We start from the raw sequence: 22,376 nt of genomic DNA on the forward strand, positions 1-22,376 counted from the left end.
GTACGGGTCAGCCGTCTTCGGAGTGCCGCTGCCGGTCCGGGCCCGCGATCGTCGCCGCGGTCTTGCGGCGCTGGGCGGCGGTCGCCGGGTAGGGGACCCGGTCCCGGTAGTACCAGGCGCTGAGGGCCGACCGGATACGGCCGAGCCGGCGTCCCCCGGCAGCGGGCCCGGCGCCTTCGGCGGGCTCCACCGGCCCGGGCCGCTCCCGGGCGAGCACGGCGTACCGCTCGGTGGGCGTGAGGGACCGGTGCTGCGGCCGGAAGCCGCCGTCGTCGTCCTGGAGTACGAGTCCGGACTCCTCACCGTCCGTCAGCAGCCGCTGCTCGCGCCACTGGAGGGCCAGGCACAGCCGTCTGGTCAGCCAGAAGACGGCCACCGGTACGACGAAGAACGCGATGCGCAGCGCCCAGGTCAGGCCGGCCACGGGCACGTCGAAGACGAAGGCCAGGATGTCCTGGGCGCCGGCCAGGAGGAGTACGGCGTAGCAGGAGACGGCCGCCGCGGCCAGGGCCGTGCGCACGGGCCGGTCACGCGGACGGTCGCAGAGGTGCCGTTCCCCCGTCGGGCCGGTGATCCAGCGTTCGAAGTAGGGGTAGGCGTACAGAGCCGTGAAGAGCAGGCCCGGCAGCAGTACGGCCGTCACGAGCGGGTTCCACGCGATGGTGTGCCCCCAGAGCCGGGTCTCCAGACCGGGCATCAGCCGGAGGGCGCCTTCGAGGAAGCCGACGTACCAGTCGGGCTGGGAGCCGATGGAGACGACGTCCGTGCGGTAGGGGCCGTAGTTCCAGATGGGGTTGATCTGCGCGAGGGCGCCGAGCCCGGCGAGCACCCCGAAGACGGCGAAGAACAGTCCGGCGGACTTGGCCGTGTACTGGGGGAAGAAGGGCAGGCCCACGACGTTGCGGCCGTTCCTGCCGGGGCCCGGCCACTGCGTGTGCTTCAGCGTGACGACGAGCAGGATGTGCAGGGTGATCAGGCCGGTCAGCAGGCCGGGGACCAGCAGGATGTGCACGGGGTAGAGCCGGGAGATGATGTCGTGCCCGGGGAACTCGCCGCCGAAGGCGAAGAAGCTCAGGTAGGTGCCGACGACCGGGACCGACAGCATGATCCCCTGGGCGATCCGCAGCCCGGTGCCGGACAGCAGGTCGTCGGGGAGCGAGTAGCCGGCGAATCCTTCCAGCAGCGCCAGCAGGAACAGGGTCACGCCCACGGTCCAGTTGAGCTCGCGGGGGCGGCGGAAGGCGCCGGTGAGGAACACCCGGAGCATGTGCACCCCGATGGCGGACACGAAGAGCAGGGCGGCCCAGTGGTGGATCTGGCGGATCAGCAGCCCGCCCCGGACGTCGAAGCTGATCCTCAGGGTGGAGAGGTAGGCCTGCGACATGGGCACGCCGTACAGCGGCTCGTAGGACCCCCGGTAGGGCGTCTCCCGCATGGACGGGTCGAAGAAGAACGTCAGGAACACGCCGGTCAGCAGCAGCACGACGAAGCTGTACAGCGCCAGCTCGCCCAGCAGGAACGACCAGTGGTCGGGGAAGACCTTGCGCACCCCCGTCCGCGCCACTTCCGACAGCGGCAGCCGTGCGTCGAGGGCTTCCGCCCCGCGCACCACCGTCCCGCGCGCCTTCCGCGCCTTCCGCGTCGAGTCCGGCACCGGCACGCACCTCCTGGCCGGGCCCTCGCTGCTGGTCGAGCAAGCCTCCCGGAATGCACGCAAAGCTACCTAAACTCACTCTGCGCCATCAATCCAGACACGACGATCGCCGCAACCGGGCCGTCAGCTCTCGGGGCTGTTCTCCGTGGGCACGCACAGGACCGGCACCGGTGACAGGTGCAGGAGCTTGTGCGGGGTGGAGCCGAGGAGGGCGCCGCGGATCGGGCTGTCGCCCCAGCTGCCGACGATGATGACGCGCGCGTGGTGGCGTTCGGCGGCGTCCAGCAGGGCCTGGGCCGGCTTCTCGTCGACCACCTCGACCGTGGAGGGGACCCCGGCCTCGTCGGCGGCCTCGACGGCGCGGGCGAGCGCGCTGCGGCCCGCCTGGCGGACGGCCTCCCGGTGGGCCCGGTACTCCTCGCCCGTCGACCCCGGGGCGGCCGCGCCGTAGACGAGCACGAGGGGCTCCCCGAAGGCGGTGGCGACCTCCAGCGCCACGCGCAGGGCCCGTTCCGCGCCGGGCGACTCGTCGTACCCCAGGACGACGGACATGTGCTCTCCTCAGTTCTTCCGGCCGTGGACGAGGTCCGGGTCGGCCACCCCGCGCCGCTCGCGCCAGAACCTGCCGTCGTGCAGCCGCCAGTAGCACATGACGAGCACGCCGACGACGGCGATGCCGATCCCGATGACGAGGGGCGGGCCGAGGCCGAACCAGGAGACCCCGCTGGCGGAGTTCTCCGGGTTCGACATGTCGTTGACCGACTCCACGAGCAGCCAGATCAGCAGGCCCGCGCCGATCACCGGGCCCGCGCCGATGAGCAGGAAGTTGCGCGGGGACTCCAGCAGGTGGCGGCGGTAGTAGATGGCGCAGGCCAGGCCGGTGAGCGCGTAGTAGAAGGCGATGAGCAGGGAGAGCGCGGTCAGCGAGTCCAGGAGGGCGTTCTCGCTGATCTGGTTGACCACGAGGTACCAGCCGATGGCGATGGCGGCCACCCACCAGGTGCTGACGCTCGGGGTCCGGAAACGCGGGTGGATGTGCGCGAGATGGTGCGGCAGCGCGTGCCGGCGGGCCATGGACAGGGCGGTGCGGGAGGCGGGGATGATCGTGGTCTGGGTGGAGGCCAGCGCGGAGGTGCAGACGGCGGCGAGCACCACCCAGTCCCAGCCGCCCATGACCTCGTGGGCGAGTACGGCGAACACGGCCTCCTCCTCGACCGCGTTCTCGGCGAGGAAGGCGGTGCCGGCGTAGGCGACGACGGCGAAGCCCACGGACAGGTACGTCACCAGCAGGATGACGGTCGACCAGATGCCGGCCTTGCCGGGGGCGGTGGCGGAGTTCTCGACCTCCTCGGTGAGGTTGACCGCCGACTCCCACCCCCAGTAGATGAAGACGCCCAGCAGCAGGCCGGCGGTGAGGGCGGCGCCGCCCGCGCCGAAGGGGTTGAGCCATTCGATGGACGGTTCGATCGAGTCGAGGGTGCTGGTGTCCGAGTAGACCCGGTAGATGGCCACGACCGCGAACACCAGGAGGAAGAAGACCTGGGCGAGGATGAGGACGTCCTGCAGGTGGGCGGACAGCTCGGTGCCGATGACACAGATGAGGGTCATCACCAGGATCACGGCGACGGCCAGCCCCTGCCGGATGGCCTCGTTGTCGGCCCAGCTGTCCAGGCCGACGGTGAGCAGACCGAACCGGACGGCCACGTCGGCCAGCGAGCCGATGACGAGCACGCCGGTCATCGCGATGGCCCAGCCGCCGAACCAGCCCGCCCAGGGGCCCATGGCCCGCGTGACCCACGAGAAGGTCGTGCCGCAGTCCTGGTCGACCTTGTTGAGGTAGTAGAAGGCTGCGGCGATCAGCAGCATCGGCACGAAGGACGCCAGCATCACGCCCGGCGCGTAGACCCCGACCAGGGCGACGATCGGCCCGAGGACCGCGGCCAGCGAGTAGGCGGGCGAGGTGGAGTTCAGGCCGATGACGAGCGCGTCGAGGAAGCCGATCGCGTTCGCCTTGAGCCCCGGTTCGGGGTTGCCGTTCCCCGCACCGCCACCGCCCGCACCGTCGTGGACCATGTACGCATCGTCACGCACCCGGCGGGGCCGCGCGAGGCGGGCGCCGCCGGTCAGGGGCGGGTGTTCCAGCCGGCGATCACCGGGAGGCCGTGTTCCGTGGAGAGCACGCTGACGGTGCCGGTGCGCAGCAGGAACAGCCGCCCTTCGGCGGGGTCCAGGCCCAGGTAGCGGGCGGTGAGCACGCGCAGGAAGTGCCCGTGGGCGACGACCACCACGTTGCCCTCGTCCGCGCCGAGGACGGGGGCGACGCGGGCCAGGACCCGGTCGGCGCGGGCGCCCACCTGGGTGGCGTTCTCCCCGGGGTGCGCGGCGTCGCCGGGCGGGACGCCGTGGGTCCACAGGGACCAGTCCGGGGTGGTCCGCCGGATCTCCGCGGTGGTGACGCCCTCGTAGCCCCCGTAGTCCCATTCGTGCAGGTCGGGATAGGGGATCCCGCCGGTGAGGCCGGCGAGCTCGGCCGTGGCGACGGCCCGGCGCAGCGGGCTGGTCAGCACGAGGGCGGGGTGGCTGACCCGGAAGAAGGGGGCCAGCGAGATGGCCTCCTCTACGCCGCGCGCGGTCAGCGGGACGTCGGTGAGTCCGGTGTGCCGCCCGTCGGCGCTCCAGGCCGTCTCTCCGTGCCTCACCAGCAACAGGTCGCTCATTCTCAGGACCCTATGCCGCGCGGCATGTCGGCGCGGTGGGGCCGGGCGGGCGTGTCACTGTCGGGCGTCATGGACGATGGCCTGGGGACCGGTCGGGCGGCGGGTGCGAAGGGTGCCGTGCGGCATCGGCTGCCCGCGCTGATGATCGTACTGACGGTGGCGACCGGGCTGGTGGAGGCGGTGAGCTTCCTCGCGCTCGGGCCGGTGTTCACGGCGATGCAGACCGGCAACGTGCTCTTCCTGGGCTTCGGGGCCGCGCGGATGGGCGGTCTGCCCGCGCTGCCGGCGGCGGTCTCGCTGGCGGCGTTCTCCGTGGGCGCGGTCTGCGGGGCCCGGCTGGAGTCCGCGTCGGAGGGCCGCGGGTGGCGGTGGTTCGTCATCGGCCTCTTCGTGGAGGCCGGGCTGATCCTGGTGGCCGCGGGCGTCGGATGGGGTCTGGCGCCGCGCTACGGTGCCCCGACCGCCCGGCACATGTGGGTGACGGCGGTCCTGGCCCTGGCGATGGGGATGCGCAACGCCACCATCCTGCGGGCGAACGTGCCGGGCGTGCCGACGACGCTGGTCACCCGGTCCATGACGGCCTTCCTCGGCGGTTCCGCCATGGGGCGGGGGAACGCCTTCCGGTTCGGGACGCCGGGCTGGGTGCTGCGCGGCCTGTCGGTGCCGGCGATGTTCGCCGGCGGGCTTTTCGGGGCGCTGATGGTGCGGGCCGGGTGGTCGGTGGGCTGGCTGCTGCTGCCCGTCTCGGTGATCGTGCTCGTGGCGGGCGCGGCCCAGCTGGGGCAGCCCCGGCTTTCGACCGGGTAGTGCGGCGGCCGGTGCAATCCGGTTGAACTGGGCCATTGGTACAGTCACGGCATGGCGGTGGACGAGCTCGACACCAGAATCCTGCGCCTGCTGATCGAGCAGCCGCGCACCAGCGTCCGTGAGTACGCCCGGATCCTCGGTGTCGCGCGCGGCACCCTCCAGGCCCGGCTGGACCGGCTGGAGCGCACCGGGGTGATCACGGGGACGGGTCCGGTGCTCTCCCCCGCCGCGCTGGGGCATCCGGTGCTGGCCTTCGTGCACATCGAGGTCACGCAGGGGCACCTGGACGAGGTCGGCGACGCGCTCGCGGCCGTGCCCGAGATCATCGAGGCCTTCTCGATCACCGGCGGCGGGGACCTGCTGACCCGGGTGGCGGCCCGGGACAACGCGCACCTGGAGGACGTGATCCAGCGGCTGATCCGGCTCCCCGGCGTGGTCCGCACCCGTACCGAGGTGGCCCTGCGCGAACGGGTCCCGCACCGGCTGCTGCCGCTGGTGGAGTCGGTGGGACGGGATGCCCGCAAAACCTGACAGGATGGGCGGGACAGGACACAACCGGCAGGACGGGCACAGCGGATGATTTCCGTCATATTCGATCTCGACGGCACCCTCGTGGACAGCGAGCCGAACTACTACGAGTCCGGGCGGCGCACCCTGGAGCGGCACGGGGTCCCCGATTTCACGTGGGAGGAGCACTCCCGCTTCATCGGCATCGGCACCCTGGAGACGCTGGAGATCCTCAAGGAGCACTACGGGATCCCGGCTCCGGTCGAGCAGCTGCTCGCCGAACAGAACGCCGCCTACCTGGAGCTGGCCCGCACCGAGACCGAGACCTACCCGGAGATGCGCAAGTTCGTGGAGCGGCTGCGCTCCGAGGGCGTGCCGATGGCGGTGGCCTCCGGTTCCTCCCGCGAGGCGATCGACGCCGTACTGGCGGGCACCGGGCTGGACGCGCTGCTGACCACGGTGGTCTCCGCCGAGGAGGTCGCGCACGGCAAGCCCGCCCCGGACGTGTTCCTGGAGGCGGCCCGGCGGCTGGGCGCGGAGCCCGCCGACTGCGTCGTCGTCGAGGACGCGGCGCCCGGGGCGCTGGCCGCCCGCGCCGCCGGCATGGGCTGCGTCGCGATCCCCTACGTGGCGGCGACCGCGGACGACCCGGCCTTCGCGGACGCCGGCCTCCTCTTCCCGGGCGGGCAGGGCGAGTTCAGTGCGGACGCGGCGCACGACTGGCTGACGGCGCTGCGGGCGGCCTGATCCCCGGACGGCCCGCCCGGACGGCCCGCCCTGACGACGCGTCCCCACTCTGGCGCTCTGCCCGGGCGCCTGCCACCATGCCCGCGTGACCTCGACCCGGACCCCAGGCACGCAGTCTCCCGGCACCTGCGGCGGCGGGCCGCGCGGCTGGCCCCTGCTCGGGAACCTGCCGGCCTTCGCCCGCGATCCGCTGGCCTTCTTCGAGTCCCTGCGCGACGAGCACGGGGACTGGGTTCCCTGGGCGCTCGGCCCGCAGCGCAACGTGCTGGTCTCCCGGCCGGAGCACGCCGACGAACTGCTCGGCGCCGTCGAATCCACCTTCGAGCCGATGGAACTGGGCTGGGCCTTCCAGCAGTTGCTCGGCAACGGGGTGGTCGTCGCCCGCGGGGACGACTGGCGGCGCAAGCGCGCCCTGGTCCAGCCCGCGGTACGGCCGCGCCAAGTGCGCTCGTACGCCGCCACGATGGTGGAGTGCGCGGACGCGCTGGCCACGGCCTGGCAGGAGGGCGACGTCGTCGACGTGCACCGGGAGATGGCCGGGCTCACCCAACGGATCGCGGTGCGCACCTTGTTCGGGAGCGATGCCGCGGGCCGGGAGGCGCCCATCAGCGCGGCCATGGCCACGGCGCAGCGGGAGCTGGGGGCCGAGTTCCGGGGGGTGACGCTGTTCCTGCCGCCCTGGGTGCGCACGCCCGGCCGGCGCCGGATGCGGCAGGCGGTGGCGGTCCTCGACCGGGAGATCGAGCACGTCATCCGGGAACACGAGGCGGCAGCGGGCGAGGGCGCGGAGCGGGACGACCTGCTGAGCCGGCTGCTCGCCGCCCGCGACGAACACGGCGCCCCGCTGTCCCGCAAGGAGCTGCGGGACGAGTCGATCACCCTCTACATCGGCGGCCACGAGACCACCTCGACCACGCTGACCTGGGCCTGGCAGCTGCTGTCGGGGGCGCCCGGGGCGCGGGCCCGGCTGACGGAGGAGCTGGACCGGGTCCTCGGCGGGCGGCTGCCCACGTACGAGGACTACGCGCGGCTCCCGTGGACCCAGCAGGTGGTCAAGGAGTCGCTGCGGATCTATCCGCCGATCTGGCTGATCTCGGCGGTGGCCACCGAGGGCGCGAGCATCGGCGGGCGGCCGGTGCCGACGGGGACCGCGGTGTGGACGAGCCCCTGGTCGGTGCACCGCGATCCGCGCTGGTTCCCGGATCCGGAGGCCTTCCGCCCGGAGCGGTGGGACGCGGACGCCCCGCACCCCGTTCCGGAGCACGCCTGGTTCCCCTTCGGCGGCGGCCCCCGGGCCTGCCTGGGGGCCAGGTTCGCGCTGGTGGAGGCCGCGCTCGTGCTGGCCGTACTGGCGCAGCGGTTCCACCTGGACAGCGGCACCGGGCGGGCCGGGGTGTTCCCCGGTCTCACGCTCCAGCCGAAGACCCCGGTGCTGGCGACCCTGGTGGCGCCCTGACGGGTGCGGGAAGATCCCGCGACCACCACGAGTTAGTAGAACCGTGAACGAAATCTCGCGGGACGTGGACGTGGACGTGGTCGTCATCGGCGCCGGACAGGCGGGCCTGTCCAGCGCCTACCACCTCGCCCGGACGGGGATCGAGCACGTGGTCCTGGACCACGCGCCCCGCCCGGGCGGGGCCTGGCAGTTCCGCTGGCCCTCCCTCACCTACGGCCGGGTCCACGGGATGCACGCCCTGCCCGGCATGGAGCTGACCGGTGCGGACGCGCTACGGCCCTCGTCGGAGGTGATCGGGGAGTACTTCGCCGCCTACGAGGACCGCTTCGGCCTGCGCGTACGGCGTCCCGTGGACGTCTCGGCGGTACGGGACGGGGGCGACGGGCGGCTGCGGGTGGAGTCCTCGGACGGCAACTGGTCGGCCCGGGCCCTGATCAACGCCACGGGAACCTGGGACCGGCCCTTCTGGCCGCGCTACCCGGGCCAGGAGACCTTCCGCGGCCGCCGGCTGCACACCGCGAACTACCCGGGACCGGGTGAGTTCGCCGGGGCGCGGGTGATCGTCGTGGGCGGCGGCACCTCCGCGGTGCAGCACCTGCTGGAGATCTCCGAGGTGGCGGCGGAGACCACCTGGGTGACCCGGCGGCCCCCGGTCTTCCGGGACGGGACGTTCGGCGAGGCGGAGGGCCGGGCGGCCGTGGCCCTGGTCGACGAGCGGGTCCGGCAGGGGCTGCCGCCGCAGAGCGTGGTCAGCGTGACGGGACTCCCGCTGACCGAGGCCGTCCGGGCCGGGCTGGCGTCCGGGGTGCTGGAGCGGCGGCCCGTGTTCGAACGCGTCACCGCCACGGGAGCCGCCTGGGCGGACGGGAGCCGGGTGGACGCGGACGTCATCCTGTGGGCCACCGGGTTCCGCGCGGCCGTCGACCACCTGGCGCCGCTGCGCCTGCGCGAGCCGGGCGGCGGCATCCGCGTCGAGGGGACCAGGGCGGTCCGCGACGAGCGGGTCCACCTGGTGGGCTACGGCCCCTCGGCTTCCACCATAGGCGCCAACCGCGCGGGCGGCGCCGCGGTCCGCGAGATCCGCCGCCTCCTGGCCCGCGAGCGGGTGGGCGCGCCGCGGGCGGCCTTGTCCGCGTAGACGGCCCGGGCGCTCCGGGTAGGCCGCCCCTCGGACGGCCGCCCCTCATTTCCCGGCTGCGGGGCCCGCGTTCGCGCGGACGCGGTTGAACTCCGCGACGTGCTTCTTGTGCTCCTCGTACGTCGCCGAGAAGCGGGTGTCCCCCGGCTTCACGGTGACGAAGAACAGCCAGTCGCCGGGTGTCGGGGCGACCGCGGCGGCCATGGCCTCCAGCCCGGGGCTGTCGATCGGGGTGGGCGGCAGTCCCTGGCGTTCGTAGGTGTTGAAGGGGCTGTCGATGCGGGTCTCGCTCAGCTTGGTGTCCACCGTGCTGCGGTTCAGCGCGTAGTTGATGGTGGAGTCCATCTGGAGCGGCATCGACTTCGCCAGCCGGTTGTGCACCACCCGGGCGACCTTGCCCATGTCGCCCCGGCCATCGGCTTCCGCCTCGATGATGCTGGCCAGGGTGGCCGTCTGGTACGGGGTCATGCCGTGGGCCTTGCCGCCGTCGGCGACGGCCCGGGTGGCGAGCTTCTCGTTCGCCGTGCGCACCATGTGCGCGAGGAGGGTGGCCGGGGTGCTCTTCGAGGTCACCGGATAGGTGGCCGGGAAGAGGTAGCCCTCCGGATTGCCCTTGGCCTCCGCCGGCAGGGGCAGGCCGGCCGTGGCCACCGCCGCCTTCGTGGAGCCCGCCGGGAGCCTCAGCTCGCGGTCGACGGCGGCGTAGACCTGCGGGGCCCGCCAGCCCTCGGGGATCACCAGCCGGCGCGGCGTCTCCGGCGCCGGTTCGCCCCGGAACACCGGGATCAGGACCACCGCCCCGACGGCGAGCAGTGCGGTGAGGAAGAGCGCCAGCCGGCCCCGGCGAGTGAGCCGGGAACGACGCTGTGGCGGCAGGTACTCATGACGCATGCGGGAACGCTAACGCGCGAAGCATGACATTCCCGGCATCAAGCCGGTGCGCCGGTCATACCATCACACATTCACCGGAGCCAGCTGCGTCGTGTGCGTGGCGTCCCGGTCCCGGCGGACCAGGGCCGCGTACCGGCCGTCCGCCTTGAGTAGTTCCTCGTGCGTGCCGCGCTCGGTGATCCGGCCCTTGTCCAGGACCACGATCTGGTCGGCGTCGCGCACGGTGGAGAGCCGGTGGGCGATGGTGATGGTGGTGCGGCCCGCGGACAGGTTGTCGATGGCCTGCTGGACGGCATGCTCCGTGCGGGTGTCCAGGGCGCTGGTCGCCTCGTCGAGGATCAGCACCGGCGGGTCCCGCAGGATGGTGCGGGCGATGGCGAGGCGCTGCTTCTCGCCGCCGGAGAACCGGTAGCCGCGCTCGCCGACCAGGGTCTCGTACCCGTCGGGCAGGGAGGAGATGTGGTCGTGGATCTGGGCCGCCCGGGCCGCCTCCTCGATCTCCTCGTCCGTGGCGTCCGGCTTCGCGAAGCGCAGGTTGTCCGCGACCGAGGCGTGGAAGAGGTACGTCTCCTGGGAGACCACGCCGATGGAACGGGCCAGCGAGTCGAAGTCGAGGTCGCGCACGTCCACCCCGTCGAGGGCGACCCGGCCGCCCGTGACGTCGTACAGCCGTGGCACGAGGTAGCTGAGCGTGCTCTTGCCGGAGCCGGTCGGGCCGACCACGGCCAGGGAGCCGCCGGCCGGGACCGTGATGTCGATGCCGGACAGGGTCGGCCCGCTCTTGGCGTCGTACTCGAAGTCCACGCCCTCCAGGGTGATCTCGCCCTTGGCCCGGTCGATGCGCACCGCGCCCTCGCGCTCGGTGATGTCCACCGGCAGGTCGAGGTACTCGAAGATGCGGGCGAACAGGGCGAGCGAGGTCTGTATCTGCACCCCGGTCGACAGGAGGCTCACGGCGGGCCGGAAGAGACCCTGCTGGAGGGTCACGAAGGCGACCAGGGTGCCGACGGAGAGCGCGGGGGCTCCTGTTTGGAGGGCGATGCCGGCGGCCCAGTAGATGAGCGCGGGCATGGCCGCCATCACGATGCCGATGGTCGACATGCGCCAGCGCCCGGCCATGCTGGAGCGCACTTCGAGGTCGACGAGCTTCTCGGACTCCTCGGCGAAGGCCGCCGTGAGGGACTCGGAGCGGCCCATGGTGCGGCCGAGCAGGATGCCGCTCACCGACAGCGACTCGGTGACGGTCGCGGCCATGGCGGCCATCTGCCGCTGGCGCTGCGTGGTGATCCTCTTGCGCTCGCGGCCGACGCGGCGGCTGATCCACACGAAGACGGGGAGCAGCAGCAGCGAGACGAGGGTGAGCCGCCAGTCGAGGGCGAGCATGGCGACGACGGTGGCGACGACGGCCGTCAGGTTCGAGACGAGCGAGGTCGCCGTGGAGGTGACGGTGGCCTGCATGCCGCCGATGTCATTGGCGATGCGGGACTGCACCTCGCCGGTGCGCGTCCGGGTGAAGAAGGCCAGCGGCATCCGCTGGAGCTGCTCGTAGACGGCGGTGCGCAGGTCGTGCATGACCCGCTGGCCGACGGTGGTGGAGATCAGGGTCTGGAGCACGCCGAAGACGCTGGTGACGACGGCGGTCAGGATCATGCCGAGCGCGAGCAGGCTGAGCAGCCCGGTGCGGCCCTGCGGGATCGCGACGTCGAGGATCGCCTTCAGCATGAACGGCGAGGCGACGCCGACCAGCGAGGAGGCGCCGACGAGCAGGCCGACGACGGCGAGCCGGCCGCGGTAGGGCCGGAAGAGGGACACGATGCGGCGCAGCTCCCGCGGCTGCTGCGCGGGGGCGGGTCGGCTCGGATCGAGGGGATCGTTCGATGGAGTCCACTTCGGTTCGTCGTGCGGCATGGGCACCCTCCCGGGGGTCGGCTTCTTTCATTGGAGCATAGGTCATTGTTACCTATACTCACAATGAACGGGGTCCTGATATTGTTCCCGGCATGAGCTCCGCCTCCGACACCGACCGCCTCCTCGCCGAGCAGCTCCTGCGCCTGACGCGCAGGCTCCACCGGATCCAGAAGCGACACATGGAACCGCTCGGGATCACTCCCGCCCAGAGTCGGCTGCTGCGCCTCGTCTCGCACTACGAGGGCGAGCAGCCGCCCCGCATGGCGGACCTCGCCGCCCGCCTCGAGGTGGTCCCCCGCGCGGTCACCACGCTCGTGGACGGCCTGGAGGCGGCCGAGTGCGTACGGCGCGCGCCCGACCCCGCGAACCGCCGCGTCGTCCGGATCGAGCTCACCGAGACCGGCCGCGCCACGCTGCGCCGTCTGCGCAACGCGCGAACCGACGCGGCAGAGGAGATCCTTGCTCCACTGACCGCCGACCAGCGCGAGGTCCTCGGCGGTCTGCTCGACGCGCTGTCGGACGCCCCGGCGGAGCGCCACTGCTGAGCCAGGCGAGGGGTCGCACATGCCGCTGCTGGAACCGAACCCGGGGACCATGCGCCCCCGCAGCATCAGCGGCCCCGCCCACGACCGGCTCCCCGAGCACCGGGCGGGCGGCACCCCGGAGCCGCTGCGGACCGAGCTGATCGAGCTGCTGGGCGCCGAGAAGGTGCTGTGGAAGGTCTCCGACCTGGTCCGCTACGCCTCCGACGCCTCCCCCTACCGGTTCGTGCCCCAGGTCGTGGTGATCGCCGAGGACATCGACGACGTCTCCGCCGTGCTCTCGTACGCCCACGGCCGGCAGCGCGAGGTGGTCTTCCGGGCCGCCGGGACCTCGCTCAACGGCCAGGCCCAGGGCGAGGACATCCTCGTGGACGTACGCCGCCACTGGGCCGGGATCGAGGTGCTCGACGGCGGCCGGCGGGCCCGGATCCAGCCCGGCACCACTGTCATGCGGGCCAACGCCGCCCTCGCCCGGCACGGCCGGATCCTCGGCCCCGACCCGGCCAGCGCCATCGCCTGCACCCTCGGCGGGGTCGTCGCGAACAACGCGTCCGGCATGACGGCGGGCACCACGAGGAACTCGTACCGCACGCTCTCCTCCCTGACCCTCGTCCTGCCCGGCGGCACCGTCGTGGACACGGCCGACCCGCTGGCCGACGAGGAACTGGCGCGCGCCGAACCGGCCCTGTGCCACGGGCTGCTGGAGATCAAGAAGGAGATCGAGGCCGACGCCGCCCTCGTCGCCCGGATCCGCGCCAAGTACGAGATCAAGAACACCACCGGCTACCGCCTCGACGCCTACCTCGACGGCAACACCCCCGTGGAGATCCTGCGCGGTCTGATGGTCGGGTCGGAGGGCACCCTGGGCTTCATCTCCGAGGTCGTCTTCGACACCCTGCCGCTCGACCGCGAACTCTGCTCCGGCCTGCTCTTCTTCCCCTCCCTGCCCGCCGCGGCCGCGGCCGTGCCGCTCTTCAACGAGGCCGGCGCCATCGCCGTCGAGCTGATGGACGGCAACACCCTGCGCGCCTCGGTCAGCGTCGACGGCGTACCCGCCGACTGGGCCGGACTGCCCAAGGACACGACCGCCCTGCTCGTGGAGTTCCGCGCCCCGGACGAGGAAGCCCGGGCGGCCTGCGAACGGCGAGCGGCCGAGGTCCTGGAGGGGCTCGACCTGGTGGCGCCGGTGCCCTCCGTCACCAACGCCTTCACCCGGGACGCGCACACCGTCAACGGCTACTGGAAGGCCCGCAAGGCCTTCGTCACCGCCGTCGGCGGGGCCCGCCCCTCCGGCACCACCCTGATCACCGAGGACTTCGCGGTGCCGCCCTCCCGGCTGGCCGAGGCCTGCGAGGCACTGCTCGCGCTCCAGGCGGAGCACGGCTTCGACGCGGCCGTCGCCGGTCACGCCGCCCACGGCAACCTGCACTTCCTGCTCGCCTTCGACGCCTCCGAGCCCGCCGACGTCGAGCGGTACGCGGCCTTCATGGACGCCTTCTGCCGGCTCACGGTGGAGCGGTTCGACGGATCCCTGAAGGCCGAGCACTCCACCGGACGCAACATGGCGCCCTTCCTGGAGCTGGAATGGGGACCCCGCGCCACCGAGCTGATGTGGCGCACCAAGCGGGTCGTCGACCCGGACGGGGTGCTCGCCCCGCGCATCCTCCTCGACCGCGACCCGGACGCCCATCTGCGGGGACTGAAGACGATCCCGCGGGTGGAGGCGGTGGCCGACCCGTGCATCGAGTGCGGGTTCTGCGAACCGACCTGCCCCAGCGAGGACCTGACGACCACCCCGCGCCAGCGGATCGTGCTGCGCCGCGAGATGACGCGCCAGCAGCCCGGCTCCCCCGTGCTGGAGGGACTGCTGGACTCCTACGGCTACGACGCGGTGGACACCTGCGCGGGCGACTCCACCTGCAAGCTCGCCTGCCCGGTCGGCATCGACACCGGCGCCCTGATGAAGGACTTCCGCCACCGCCGGCACAGCCCGCGCGAGGAGGCGGCCGCCGCGCTCGCCGCGCGCCGGTTCAAGGCCGTCGAGGCCGCCGCCCGGGTGGCGGTGGCCGCCGCCGACAAGCTCCCCGACCGGGTCGGGGACGGGCTGCTCGCAGGCGTGACGGCGGCCGCGCGCAAGGTCGTACGCCCGGACCTGGTCCCGCAGTGGCTGCCGCAGATCCCCGGGGCCGCCGCCCGCAAGCTGCCCCCGACCCGGCGGGTGGGCGCCCACGCGGTGTACTACCCGGCCTGCGTGAACCGGATCTTCGGCGGACCGGAGGGCCGGCCCGGCCCCTCCCTGCCGCAGGCCCTCGTGGCCGTCTCCGAGCGGGCCGGGAAGCCGGTGTGGATCCCCCGCGACGTCAACGGCACCTGCTGCGCGACCATCTGGCACTCCAAGGGGTACGAGTCCGGCAACCGGGTGATGGCCAACCGGATCGTCGAGGCCGCCTGGGGCTGGACGGCCGGGGGCCGGCTGCCGCTGGTCGTCGACGCCTCCTCCTGCACCCTGGGTATCGCGCACGAGGTGGTCCCCTACCTGACGGACGACAACCGGGAACTGCACGAGCGGCTGCGGATCGTCGACTCGATCGTGTGGGCGGCCGACGAGCTGCTGCCGCGCCTGGAGATCCGGCGCACGGTGGGCTCGGCGGTGCTCCACCCCACCTGCTCGATGCGGCACCTGGGCGACGAGGCGCAGCTGCGGGCGGTGGCCGAGGCGTGCGCGGACGAGGTGGTGGTCCCGGACGACGCGGGCTGCTGCGCCTTCGCGGGCGACCGGGGCATGCTGCACCCCGAGCTGACGGCCTCGGCCACGGCCCGGGAGGCGGCGGAGGTCACGGCCCGGGACTTCGACGCGCACCTGTCGGCGAACCGGATGTGCGAGGTGGGCATGGACCGGGCGACCGGCCGCGGCTACTACTCGGCCCTGCTCGAACTGGAGCGCGCCACCCGCCCGTGAGCGCCGGTGTGCGCGCCCCCTCCGACCAGCCGATACGCAGTCCCCCAGCTCCGCAAACCTCATCGCGGAAGGCCGCCGCCCACGGAAAATCGATTGCCCGGCCCGGATCCGGAAGGCGAACCTTGCACGGTTTGAGCCACTCGACCAGTCATGGGGCGTCATGCAGATCAGCGATCTTCCGTATCCGGATCCCGGGGTACCCGACGCTCGCTCCGGTCCCCGTTTCCTGCTGTGGCTGGGGCGCGGACAGCTCGGCGGCCAGCTCAAGAGCCTGGCCTGGGGAATGCTGCACTTCTCCGGCATTGCCGGGCTGCCGTACGCGGTGGGCCTGGGCGTCGACGCCGTCGTCGCGCGCGACTCCGGCCGGCTGCTGCTCGTCGGCGCGCTGCTCGTCCTGATCGGCATCGCCATCGCCCTGGGCGACGCCATGCTCCACCGCACCGCCGTCACCAACTGGATCACCGCCGCCGCCCGCGTGCAGCAGCTCCTCGCGCGCAAGACCGCCGAACTCGGCTCCGCCCTGACCCGGCGGGTCGCGGCGGGCGAGGTGGTCGCGGTGTCCACCGGCGACGTGGAGAAGATCGGCTGGTTCGTCGAGGCGGTCTCCCGCTTCCTCGCCGCCGTCTTCGCGATCGTCCTCGTCTGCGTCGGCCTGCTGTTCTACGCACCCGAGCTGGGCCTGGTCGTCGCGATCGGGGTACCCCTGATCGCCCTGGCCGCGCTCCCGTTGCTGCCGCGCGCCACCCAACGCGCGGACATCCAGCGGGAGAAGGCGGGCAAGGCCACCGAGCTGGCCTCCGACACCGTCGCCGGCCTGCGCGTCCTGCGCGGCATCGGCGGCGAGGAGCTCTTCCTCGGCCGCTACCGCGAGGCCTCGCAGGAGGTCCGCAAGGCCGCCGTGCGCAGCGCCCGCATGTGGGCGCTGATCTCCGCGATCCAGGTGCTGCTGCCGGGCGCGCTGCTGATCACGGTGGTCTGGTACGGCGCCGCGCTCGTCCTGGACGGGCGCATCGCGGTCGGTGAACTCGTCGCGGCGTTCAGCGCGGTGGCGACCATGCTGTACCCGCTGCGCCACTTCGAGGAGATCGCCATGGCGTACTCCTTCTCGCGTCCCTCAGCCAAGCGGGCCGCCCGGGTGCTGTCGCTGACCCGGCACGAGGCCGCCGAGCTCTCCACGGGCGCCGACGCGCCGGAGCCGCCAGAGCCGCCGGCTCCGGGCGGGGACCTGTACGACCCGCGGACCGGGCTGCTGGCCCCCGCGGGCCGGGTCACCGCCGTGGTCTGCGGGGACCCGGACCTGGCGGGCCGGCTCGCGGAACGCCTCGGCGGCCATCCCGCGGACGCGGAGTCGGCCGCCGACACCGACGCCGGGCCCTCGGTGCTGCTGGGCGGGGTCGCGCTGGACGAGCTCGCGCTGGACGACGCGCGCCGGCTGGTCCTCGTACAGGACAAGGATCCGGTGCTGCTGTCCGGGACCCTGCGGGACCTGTTCGACGTACCGGCCTCCGGGGCGGTGGACTCCGCTGACGCGCTGGCCGCCGCACAGTGCGCGGACGTCCTGGACGCGCTGCTGCAGTCCGCACCGGACGGGACCCGGGACCCGATGGACGCGCGGATCACCGAGCGCGGCCGGTCGCTGTCCGGCGGGCAGCGCCAGCGGCTCGCGCTGGCCCGGTCCCTGGTCACCGACCCTGAGGTGCTGGTCCTGGACGAGCCGACCTCGGCGGTCGACTCGCACACCGAGGCACGGATCGCGGACGGGATCGCCGCCCTGCGCGCCGGCCGGACCACGGTGGTGCTGGCGTCGTCCCCGCTGCTGCTGGACCGCGCCGACCGGGTGGTGCTGATCGACGGGGGCTCGGTGGCCGCGGTCGGTACCCATCGCGAACTGCTGGCCGCCGAACCGCTCTACCGGGCCGTCGTCACGCGCGAGACGGACGAGGAGCAGCGGCTCGCCGCGCTCCGGCTGACGGATCTGGAAGACCAACTCACAGAGATCGAGGAATCCGCATGATCGGCGTGGCGCCGCCGGGGTACGACCCGGCGGCCCCCGAGACGGCCGCGACCCTGCCCGTGGGCACGTCGGCGACCGTACGGGGCTATGTACGCGGCCTGTTCCGGCGCCACCGGCGTGCCTTCCTGGTGCTGGTGGGCGTCAACGCGGTCGCGGTGATCGCCTCCATGGTCGGCCCGTACCTGCTGGGCCGGGTCGTGGACGACCTCGCGGCGGGGGCGCGCGAGCTCCATCTGGGGCGCGTGGCACTGCTGTTCGCGCTGGCGCTCGCCGTCCAGACGTTCTTCGTCCGGCAGGTCCGGCTGCGCGGGGCGATGCTCGGCGAGGAGATGCTGGCCGATCTGCGCGAGGACTTCCTGGTGCGGTCGGTGGGCCTGCCGCCCGGCGTGCTGGAGCGGGCCGGTACCGGTGACCTGCTGTCGCGGATCACCACCGACATCGACCGGCTGGCCAACGCCATGCGCGAGGCCGTGCCCCAACTGGCCATCGGCGTGGTGTGGGTGTCGCTGCTGTTCGGCGCGCTCGCGGTGACCGCGCCGCCGCTGGCTCTGGCCGCGCTGCTGGCGGTGCCGGTGCTGGTGATCGGCTGCCGCTGGTACTTCCGGCGGGCACCTTCGGCGTACCGCTCGGAGGCGGCCGGGTACGCGGCGGTCGCGGCGGCGCTGACCGAGACGGTGGACGCGGGCCGCACGGTCGAGGCGCACCGCCTCGGTCCGGACCGGATCGCGCTGTCCGAGCGGCGGATCGCGCAGTGGGTCGCGTGGGAGCGGTACACGCTGTTCCTGCGGACGGTCCTCTTCCCCGTCATCAACGTCGCGTTCGTGACGATCCTCGGCTCGGTGCTGCTGATCGGCGGCTACTGCGTGCTGCGGGGCTGGATGTCGGTGGGCCAGCTGACCACGGGCGCGCTCCTGGCCCAGATGATGGTCGACCCGATCGGTCTGATCCTGCGCTGGTACGACGAACTACAGGTCGCCCAGGTCTCGCTGGGCCGCCTGGTGGGCGTGCGGGAGATCGCGCCGGACGCGGGAGACGCCGGGGTCTCGCCCGAGGGCCGGGACGTACGGGCGGACGAGGTCCGCTTCGGCTACCGGGAGGGCGTGGACGTCCTGCACCAGGTGTCGATGGCCGTGCCGCCGGGCACCCGGATGGCGCTCGTCGGCCCCTCGGGCGCGGGCAAGTCCACCCTGGGCCGGCTGCTCGCGGGCATCTACGCCCCCCGCACCGGCGAGGTCACGCTCGGCGGGGCGCGGCTGGCGCGGATGCCCGCGGAGCGGGTGCGCGAGCACGTGGCGCTGGTCAACCAGGAGCACCACGTGTTCGTCGGCTCGCTGCGGGACAACCTCCGCCTCGCGCGGACGGGCGCCGGGGACGCCGAATTGTGGGAGGCGCTGGGCGCGGTGGACGCGGAGGGCTGGGCGCGGGCCCTGGAGGCCGGCCTGGACACCGAAGTGGGCTCCGGCGGCACGGCGCTGACTCCGGCCCAGGCGCAGCAGGTCGCGCTGGCCCGGCTGGTGCTGGCGGACCCGCACACGCTGGTGCTGGACGAGGCGACCTCGCTGCTGGATCCGCGCGCGGCACGGCACTTGGAGCGTTCGCTGGCCCGGGTGCTGGACGGCCGTACGGTCATCGCCATCGCCCACCGGCTGCACACCGCGCACGACGCGGACGTGATCGCGGTGGTCGAGGGCGGGCGGATCAGTGAACTCGGCTCGCACGACGAGCTGGTCGCGGCCGACGGCGCGTACGCGGCGCTGTGGCGGTCCTGGCACGGGTGAGTGCGATCAGGGAGGCGGGCAAGGGGGAAAACCACTCCTTGCCACTCTCAACTTATAGCGCAGTGGGGGGCTTGCGGCAAGGCCCCGGTCCTGACGCAGAATCATCGGCCTAGGCCAGATTCTGCTGAACGAGGAGCCCCGCTAAGTGCACGCATCCACCCGTACCACCAGCGCCTTCGACCTTCCCGATCACCTCTCGCCCAAGGCCGACCCGACGCTGATCGAAGGGGACGAGCAGCATTTCGCGGCCATCGCCGAGAGCCTGGAGCAGTCCATCGCCGAGGTGTCCGACCGCCTCGACGCCGCGCGTCTGGCGCCCGGCGGCATCGGCCGGGAGGCGATGGACCGCGACACGGAGATCCACCGGCTCACCGGCCGGCTGCGCGCCCTGCGCCGCTTCGGCCTCGACCTCTGCCTCGGGCGCATCGTCGGCGCGGACAGCCCCGAGCCCGTGTACATCGGACGGCTCGGCCTGACCGACAGCACGGGGCGGCGGCTGCTGATCGACTGGCGCTCGCCCGCGGCGGAGCCGTTCTTCGCGGCGACCCACGCCAACCCGACGGGCCTGGCGAGCCGCCGCAGGTACCGCTGGACCCGCGGCCGGATCACCGACTACTGGGACGAGGTGTTCGACGCCGACGGGCTCGAGGGGCACGCCGCGCTCGACGACCAGTCCGCCTTCATCGCCAGCCTCGGCGGCAACCGCTCGTCCCGGATGCGCGACGTCCTCGGCACCATCCAGGCCGACCAGGACGCCATCATCCGGGCCGGATCCCGCGGCGCCCTCGTCGTCGACGGCGGCCCCGGTACCGGCAAGACCGTCGTCGCGCTGCACCGCACCGCCCACCTCCTCTACTCCGACCCCCGCCTCGGTCACCGTCTCGGCGGCGTGCTGTTCGTCGGTCCGCACCGGCCCTACCTGGACTACGTCGCCGACGTCCTGCCGAGCCTCGGCGAGGAGGGCGTGCAGACCTGCACCGTGCGGGACCTCGTCGACGAGGGAGCCCGGGCAGCGGTGGAGGCCGACCCGGAGGTGGCCCTCCTGAAGTCGTCCGCGGCCATGGTGCGGGCGATCGAGCCGGCCGTCGCCCTCTACGAGGAGCCGCCGGCCAAGGGGATGACGGTGGAGACCCACTGGGCCGACATCTGGCTGAGCCCCGACGACTGGGCCGCGGCGTTCGAGGCTCCGGAACCGGGTACCCCGCACAACGAGGCACGGGACGCGATCTGGGAGGAGCTCGTCACGATCCTGCTGGACAAGCACGACGGCGACGACGTCTCGCCCCAGCTGTTCCGCCGGTCCCTACGGCAGAACCGGGAGCTGGTCACGGCCCTGAACAACGCGTGGCCGATGCTCGAGGCGACCGATCTCGTCGGGGACCTGTGGTCCGTGCCCGCCTACCTGCGCAAGTGCGCTCCCTGGCTCGGCCCCGACGAGGTCGAGAAGCTGCAGCGCGCGGACGCCCAGGCCTGGACGGTGTCCGACCTGCCGCTCCTGGACGCGGCACGGCAGCGGCTCGGCGACCCGGAGTCCTCGAAGCGCAAGCGTCGCCACGAGGCCGCAGTCGCCGCCGAACGGGCGCGGATGGCCGATGTCATCGACCGCGTCCTCGAAGCGGACGCCGACGGTGAGGGCGCGGTGACGATGCTGCGCGGGAAGGACCTGCAGGACAGCCTGATCGACGAGACCGCGCTTCCCGGCGCCGACCGGGACCTGCTCGCCGGCCCGTTCGCGCACATCGTCGTGGACGAGGCGCAGGAACTGACCGACGCGGAGTGGCAGATGCTGCTGCTGCGCTGCCCGTCCCGGAGCTTCACCATCGTCGGGGACCGCGCGCAGGCCCGGCACGGGTTCACGGAGTCCTGGCAGGAGCGGCTGGAGCGGATCGGGCTGGACCGCGTCGAGCTGGCTTCCCTGAGCATCAACTACCGGACGCCTGAGGAGGTCATGGCGGAAGCCGAGCCGGTGATCCGCGCCGCGCTCCCGGACGCCAACGTGCCGGCCTCCGTCCGTAGCAGCGGCGTCCCCGTCGTCCGCGGATCCGTCGCGGAACTGGACTCGGTCCTCGACGCCTGGCTCGCCGCGCACGCCGACGGGATCGCCTGCGTCATCGGAGATCTCTCGTTCCGGGAGACGTCCCGCGTCCGGTCGCTCACCCCGACGCTGTCGAAGGGCCTCGAATTCGACCTGGTCGTGCTCGTCGACCCGGAGGCGTTCGGCGAGGGCGTCGCGGGCGCGGTCGACCGCTATGTCGCGATGACCCGTGCGACCCGGCAGCTCGTCATCCTCACGAGCTCCTGACGAGCTCCTGGCGCCGCCTTCGCCCCCGGGCTAGATGAATCCGAGGGCGGAGGCTCCGCCGAAGCCGCCGAGCAGGACGAAGACCGGCATCAGGACCTTGAGCTCCACCCAGCTGCCGGCCCGGAAGCGCATCGCCTTCGGCGGGCCGAGCGGGTACCAGCGCTTGCCCGCGATGGGGAGGGGCCACAGGACCGGGCAGCCGGAGACGGTCAGGGCGTCGCCGATGTCGTGGACGAGGGCTCCGAGCACGATCGGCAGGCCGAGCCACAGGTACTCCTGGCCCGTTCCGAACAGCCAGTCCGCTCCGTTGCCGGGCTGGTCGAGGACCCCGGCGAGGATCCACGCGCTGGTGGCGCCGAGCAGCCAGACCAGGACGTCGCTGGACATCCGGGCGGCCCGCCAGAGCAGGCCTTCGACGGCCAGGACCAGGTGGACGAAGAGCAGTGCGAGCACGCCCCAGCGGTCGGCGGTGACGGCCAGCACGGAGGCGCCGCCGCCGATGAGGACGGCCCACAGCCAGGTGTGCGTCAAGGTGCGGTGGCCGCCGGTGCGGCGGGCGTCCTTCTTGGAGCGGGTGGCCTTGTAGACCGCGTAGGAGATCTTGTCGACCACCTCGCACAGGCCTCGGGACAGCGGGCCGAAGGCGCGCGAGATCGTCGCCGACTTGTGGTCGAGGTCGGGGGCGAGTGCCGCTCCCGCGCAGATCAGTGCGCCGACGACGAGGACCGGCCAGGGCATGGGGTGCCCGGCTGCCGCGGTCGCGGCGCCCACCCCCAGCCAGGCCGCTGCCCCGGACAGTGAGTGCGCCGGACCCATCATGGTCGTTTCCCCGCCCCGGTGGTGTGCTGTTCGGGCCCCCTCGACTGGTTCGTTCGGGCCGCATCGACGGCACAGCGTACCGCCGGTGATCTTCATTCCGTCCGCCGGTTCCCTCATCCGGGGGGAAGCCAGGCAAG

17 protein-coding genes are annotated in these 22,376 nt (G+C 73.0%); 10 read left to right on the top strand and 7 right to left on the bottom strand.

Annotation, left to right across the window (positions count from 1 at the left end; genetic code table 11):
• Positions 1 to 7 precede the first annotated feature (7 nt).
• The 4 genes from AB0O21_RS11390 to AB0O21_RS11405 form a co-directional block, all read right to left on the bottom strand.
• Positions 8 to 1,612: a ubiquinol-cytochrome c reductase cytochrome b subunit gene (locus AB0O21_RS11390; RefSeq protein ID WP_365169467.1), complete on the bottom strand. Its 1,605-nt coding sequence runs from the start codon at positions 1,610 to 1,612 to the stop codon at positions 8 to 10.
• Between the two features lie 165 nt (positions 1,613 to 1,777).
• A complete protein-coding gene (locus tag AB0O21_RS11395; protein ID WP_365169243.1) occupies positions 1,778 to 2,206 on the bottom strand; it encodes a universal stress protein in 429 nt (142 codons plus the stop codon).
• A 9-nt stretch (positions 2,207 to 2,215) separates the two neighbouring features.
• Entirely contained in the window at positions 2,216 to 3,727 is a 1,512-nt protein-coding gene (locus AB0O21_RS11400) for an APC family permease (RefSeq protein ID WP_365169245.1), read from the bottom strand.
• 50 nt (positions 3,728 to 3,777) lie between these two features.
• Positions 3,778 to 4,371, bottom strand: coding sequence for a histidine phosphatase family protein (locus AB0O21_RS11405; protein WP_365169248.1), 594 nt, complete (start codon positions 4,369 to 4,371; stop codon positions 3,778 to 3,780).
• A gap of 69 nt (positions 4,372 to 4,440) precedes the next feature.
• On the opposite strand from AB0O21_RS11405, the gene AB0O21_RS11410 reads away from it, so the two are divergent.
• The 5 genes from AB0O21_RS11410 (at position 4,441) to AB0O21_RS11430 (ending at position 9,026) form a co-directional block, all read left to right on the top strand.
• On the top strand, positions 4,441 to 5,178 hold the full coding sequence (locus AB0O21_RS11410; RefSeq protein WP_365169251.1) for a YoaK family protein: 738 nt from the start codon (positions 4,441 to 4,443) through the stop codon (positions 5,176 to 5,178).
• A gap of 51 nt (positions 5,179 to 5,229) precedes the next feature.
• Positions 5,230 to 5,709, top strand: a complete 480-nt coding sequence (locus AB0O21_RS11415; protein WP_365169254.1) for an Lrp/AsnC family transcriptional regulator — start codon at positions 5,230 to 5,232, stop codon at positions 5,707 to 5,709.
• Between the two features lie 45 nt (positions 5,710 to 5,754).
• Entirely contained in the window at positions 5,755 to 6,432 is a 678-nt protein-coding gene (locus AB0O21_RS11420) for an HAD family phosphatase (protein WP_365169257.1), read from the top strand.
• 85 nt (positions 6,433 to 6,517) lie between these two features.
• The gene (locus AB0O21_RS11425) at positions 6,518 to 7,888 is read left to right on the top strand and encodes a cytochrome P450 (RefSeq protein WP_365169260.1); all 1,371 of its coding nucleotides are present in this window, start codon (positions 6,518 to 6,520) and stop codon (positions 7,886 to 7,888) included.
• A 43-nt stretch (positions 7,889 to 7,931) separates the two neighbouring features.
• A complete protein-coding gene (locus AB0O21_RS11430; protein ID WP_365169263.1) occupies positions 7,932 to 9,026 on the top strand; it encodes an FAD-dependent oxidoreductase in 1,095 nt (364 codons plus the stop codon).
• Between the two features lie 45 nt (positions 9,027 to 9,071).
• On the opposite strand, the gene mltG is transcribed toward AB0O21_RS11430, so the two are convergent.
• Complete coding sequence (gene mltG, locus AB0O21_RS11435) at positions 9,072 to 9,917, bottom strand: endolytic transglycosylase MltG (RefSeq protein WP_365169266.1); 846 nt, start codon at positions 9,915 to 9,917, stop codon at positions 9,072 to 9,074.
• A 63-nt stretch (positions 9,918 to 9,980) separates the two neighbouring features.
• Positions 9,981 to 11,825: an ABC transporter ATP-binding protein gene (locus AB0O21_RS11440; RefSeq protein ID WP_365169269.1), complete on the bottom strand. Its 1,845-nt coding sequence runs from the start codon at positions 11,823 to 11,825 to the stop codon at positions 9,981 to 9,983.
• Between the two features lie 92 nt (positions 11,826 to 11,917).
• On the opposite strand from AB0O21_RS11440, the gene AB0O21_RS11445 reads away from it, so the two are divergent.
• The 5 genes from AB0O21_RS11445 (at position 11,918) to helR (ending at position 21,420) form a co-directional block, all read left to right on the top strand.
• A complete protein-coding gene (locus AB0O21_RS11445; RefSeq protein ID WP_365169272.1) occupies positions 11,918 to 12,370 on the top strand; it encodes a MarR family transcriptional regulator in 453 nt (150 codons plus the stop codon).
• A 19-nt stretch (positions 12,371 to 12,389) separates the two neighbouring features.
• Positions 12,390 to 15,326 (top strand): FAD-binding and (Fe-S)-binding domain-containing protein, encoded by a 2,937-nt coding sequence (locus AB0O21_RS11450; RefSeq protein ID WP_365169275.1) that lies wholly within the window; start codon positions 12,390 to 12,392, stop codon positions 15,324 to 15,326.
• A 160-nt stretch (positions 15,327 to 15,486) separates the two neighbouring features.
• Positions 15,487 to 17,340 (top strand): ABC transporter ATP-binding protein, encoded by a 1,854-nt coding sequence (locus tag AB0O21_RS11455; RefSeq protein ID WP_365169278.1) that lies wholly within the window; start codon positions 15,487 to 15,489, stop codon positions 17,338 to 17,340.
• Positions 17,337 to 19,118, top strand: coding sequence for an ABC transporter ATP-binding protein (locus AB0O21_RS11460; RefSeq protein WP_365169281.1), 1,782 nt, complete (start codon positions 17,337 to 17,339; stop codon positions 19,116 to 19,118). The genes AB0O21_RS11455 and AB0O21_RS11460 overlap by 4 nt, the downstream gene beginning before the upstream one ends.
• 145 nt (positions 19,119 to 19,263) lie before the next feature.
• A complete protein-coding gene (gene helR / locus AB0O21_RS11465) occupies positions 19,264 to 21,420 on the top strand; it encodes an RNA polymerase recycling motor ATPase HelR (protein ID WP_365169284.1) in 2,157 nt (718 codons plus the stop codon).
• Between the two features lie 30 nt (positions 21,421 to 21,450).
• Here the strand turns inward: helR and AB0O21_RS11470 are convergent, their stop codons facing one another.
• A complete protein-coding gene (locus tag AB0O21_RS11470) occupies positions 21,451 to 22,239 on the bottom strand; it encodes a metal-dependent hydrolase (RefSeq protein WP_365169287.1) in 789 nt (262 codons plus the stop codon).
• Between the last annotated feature and the right edge of the window lie 137 nt (positions 22,240 to 22,376).

It is taken from the genome of Streptomyces sp. NPDC091371, from assembly GCF_040684275.1.
Lineage (GTDB): Bacteria > Actinomycetota > Actinomycetes > Streptomycetales > Streptomycetaceae > Streptomyces.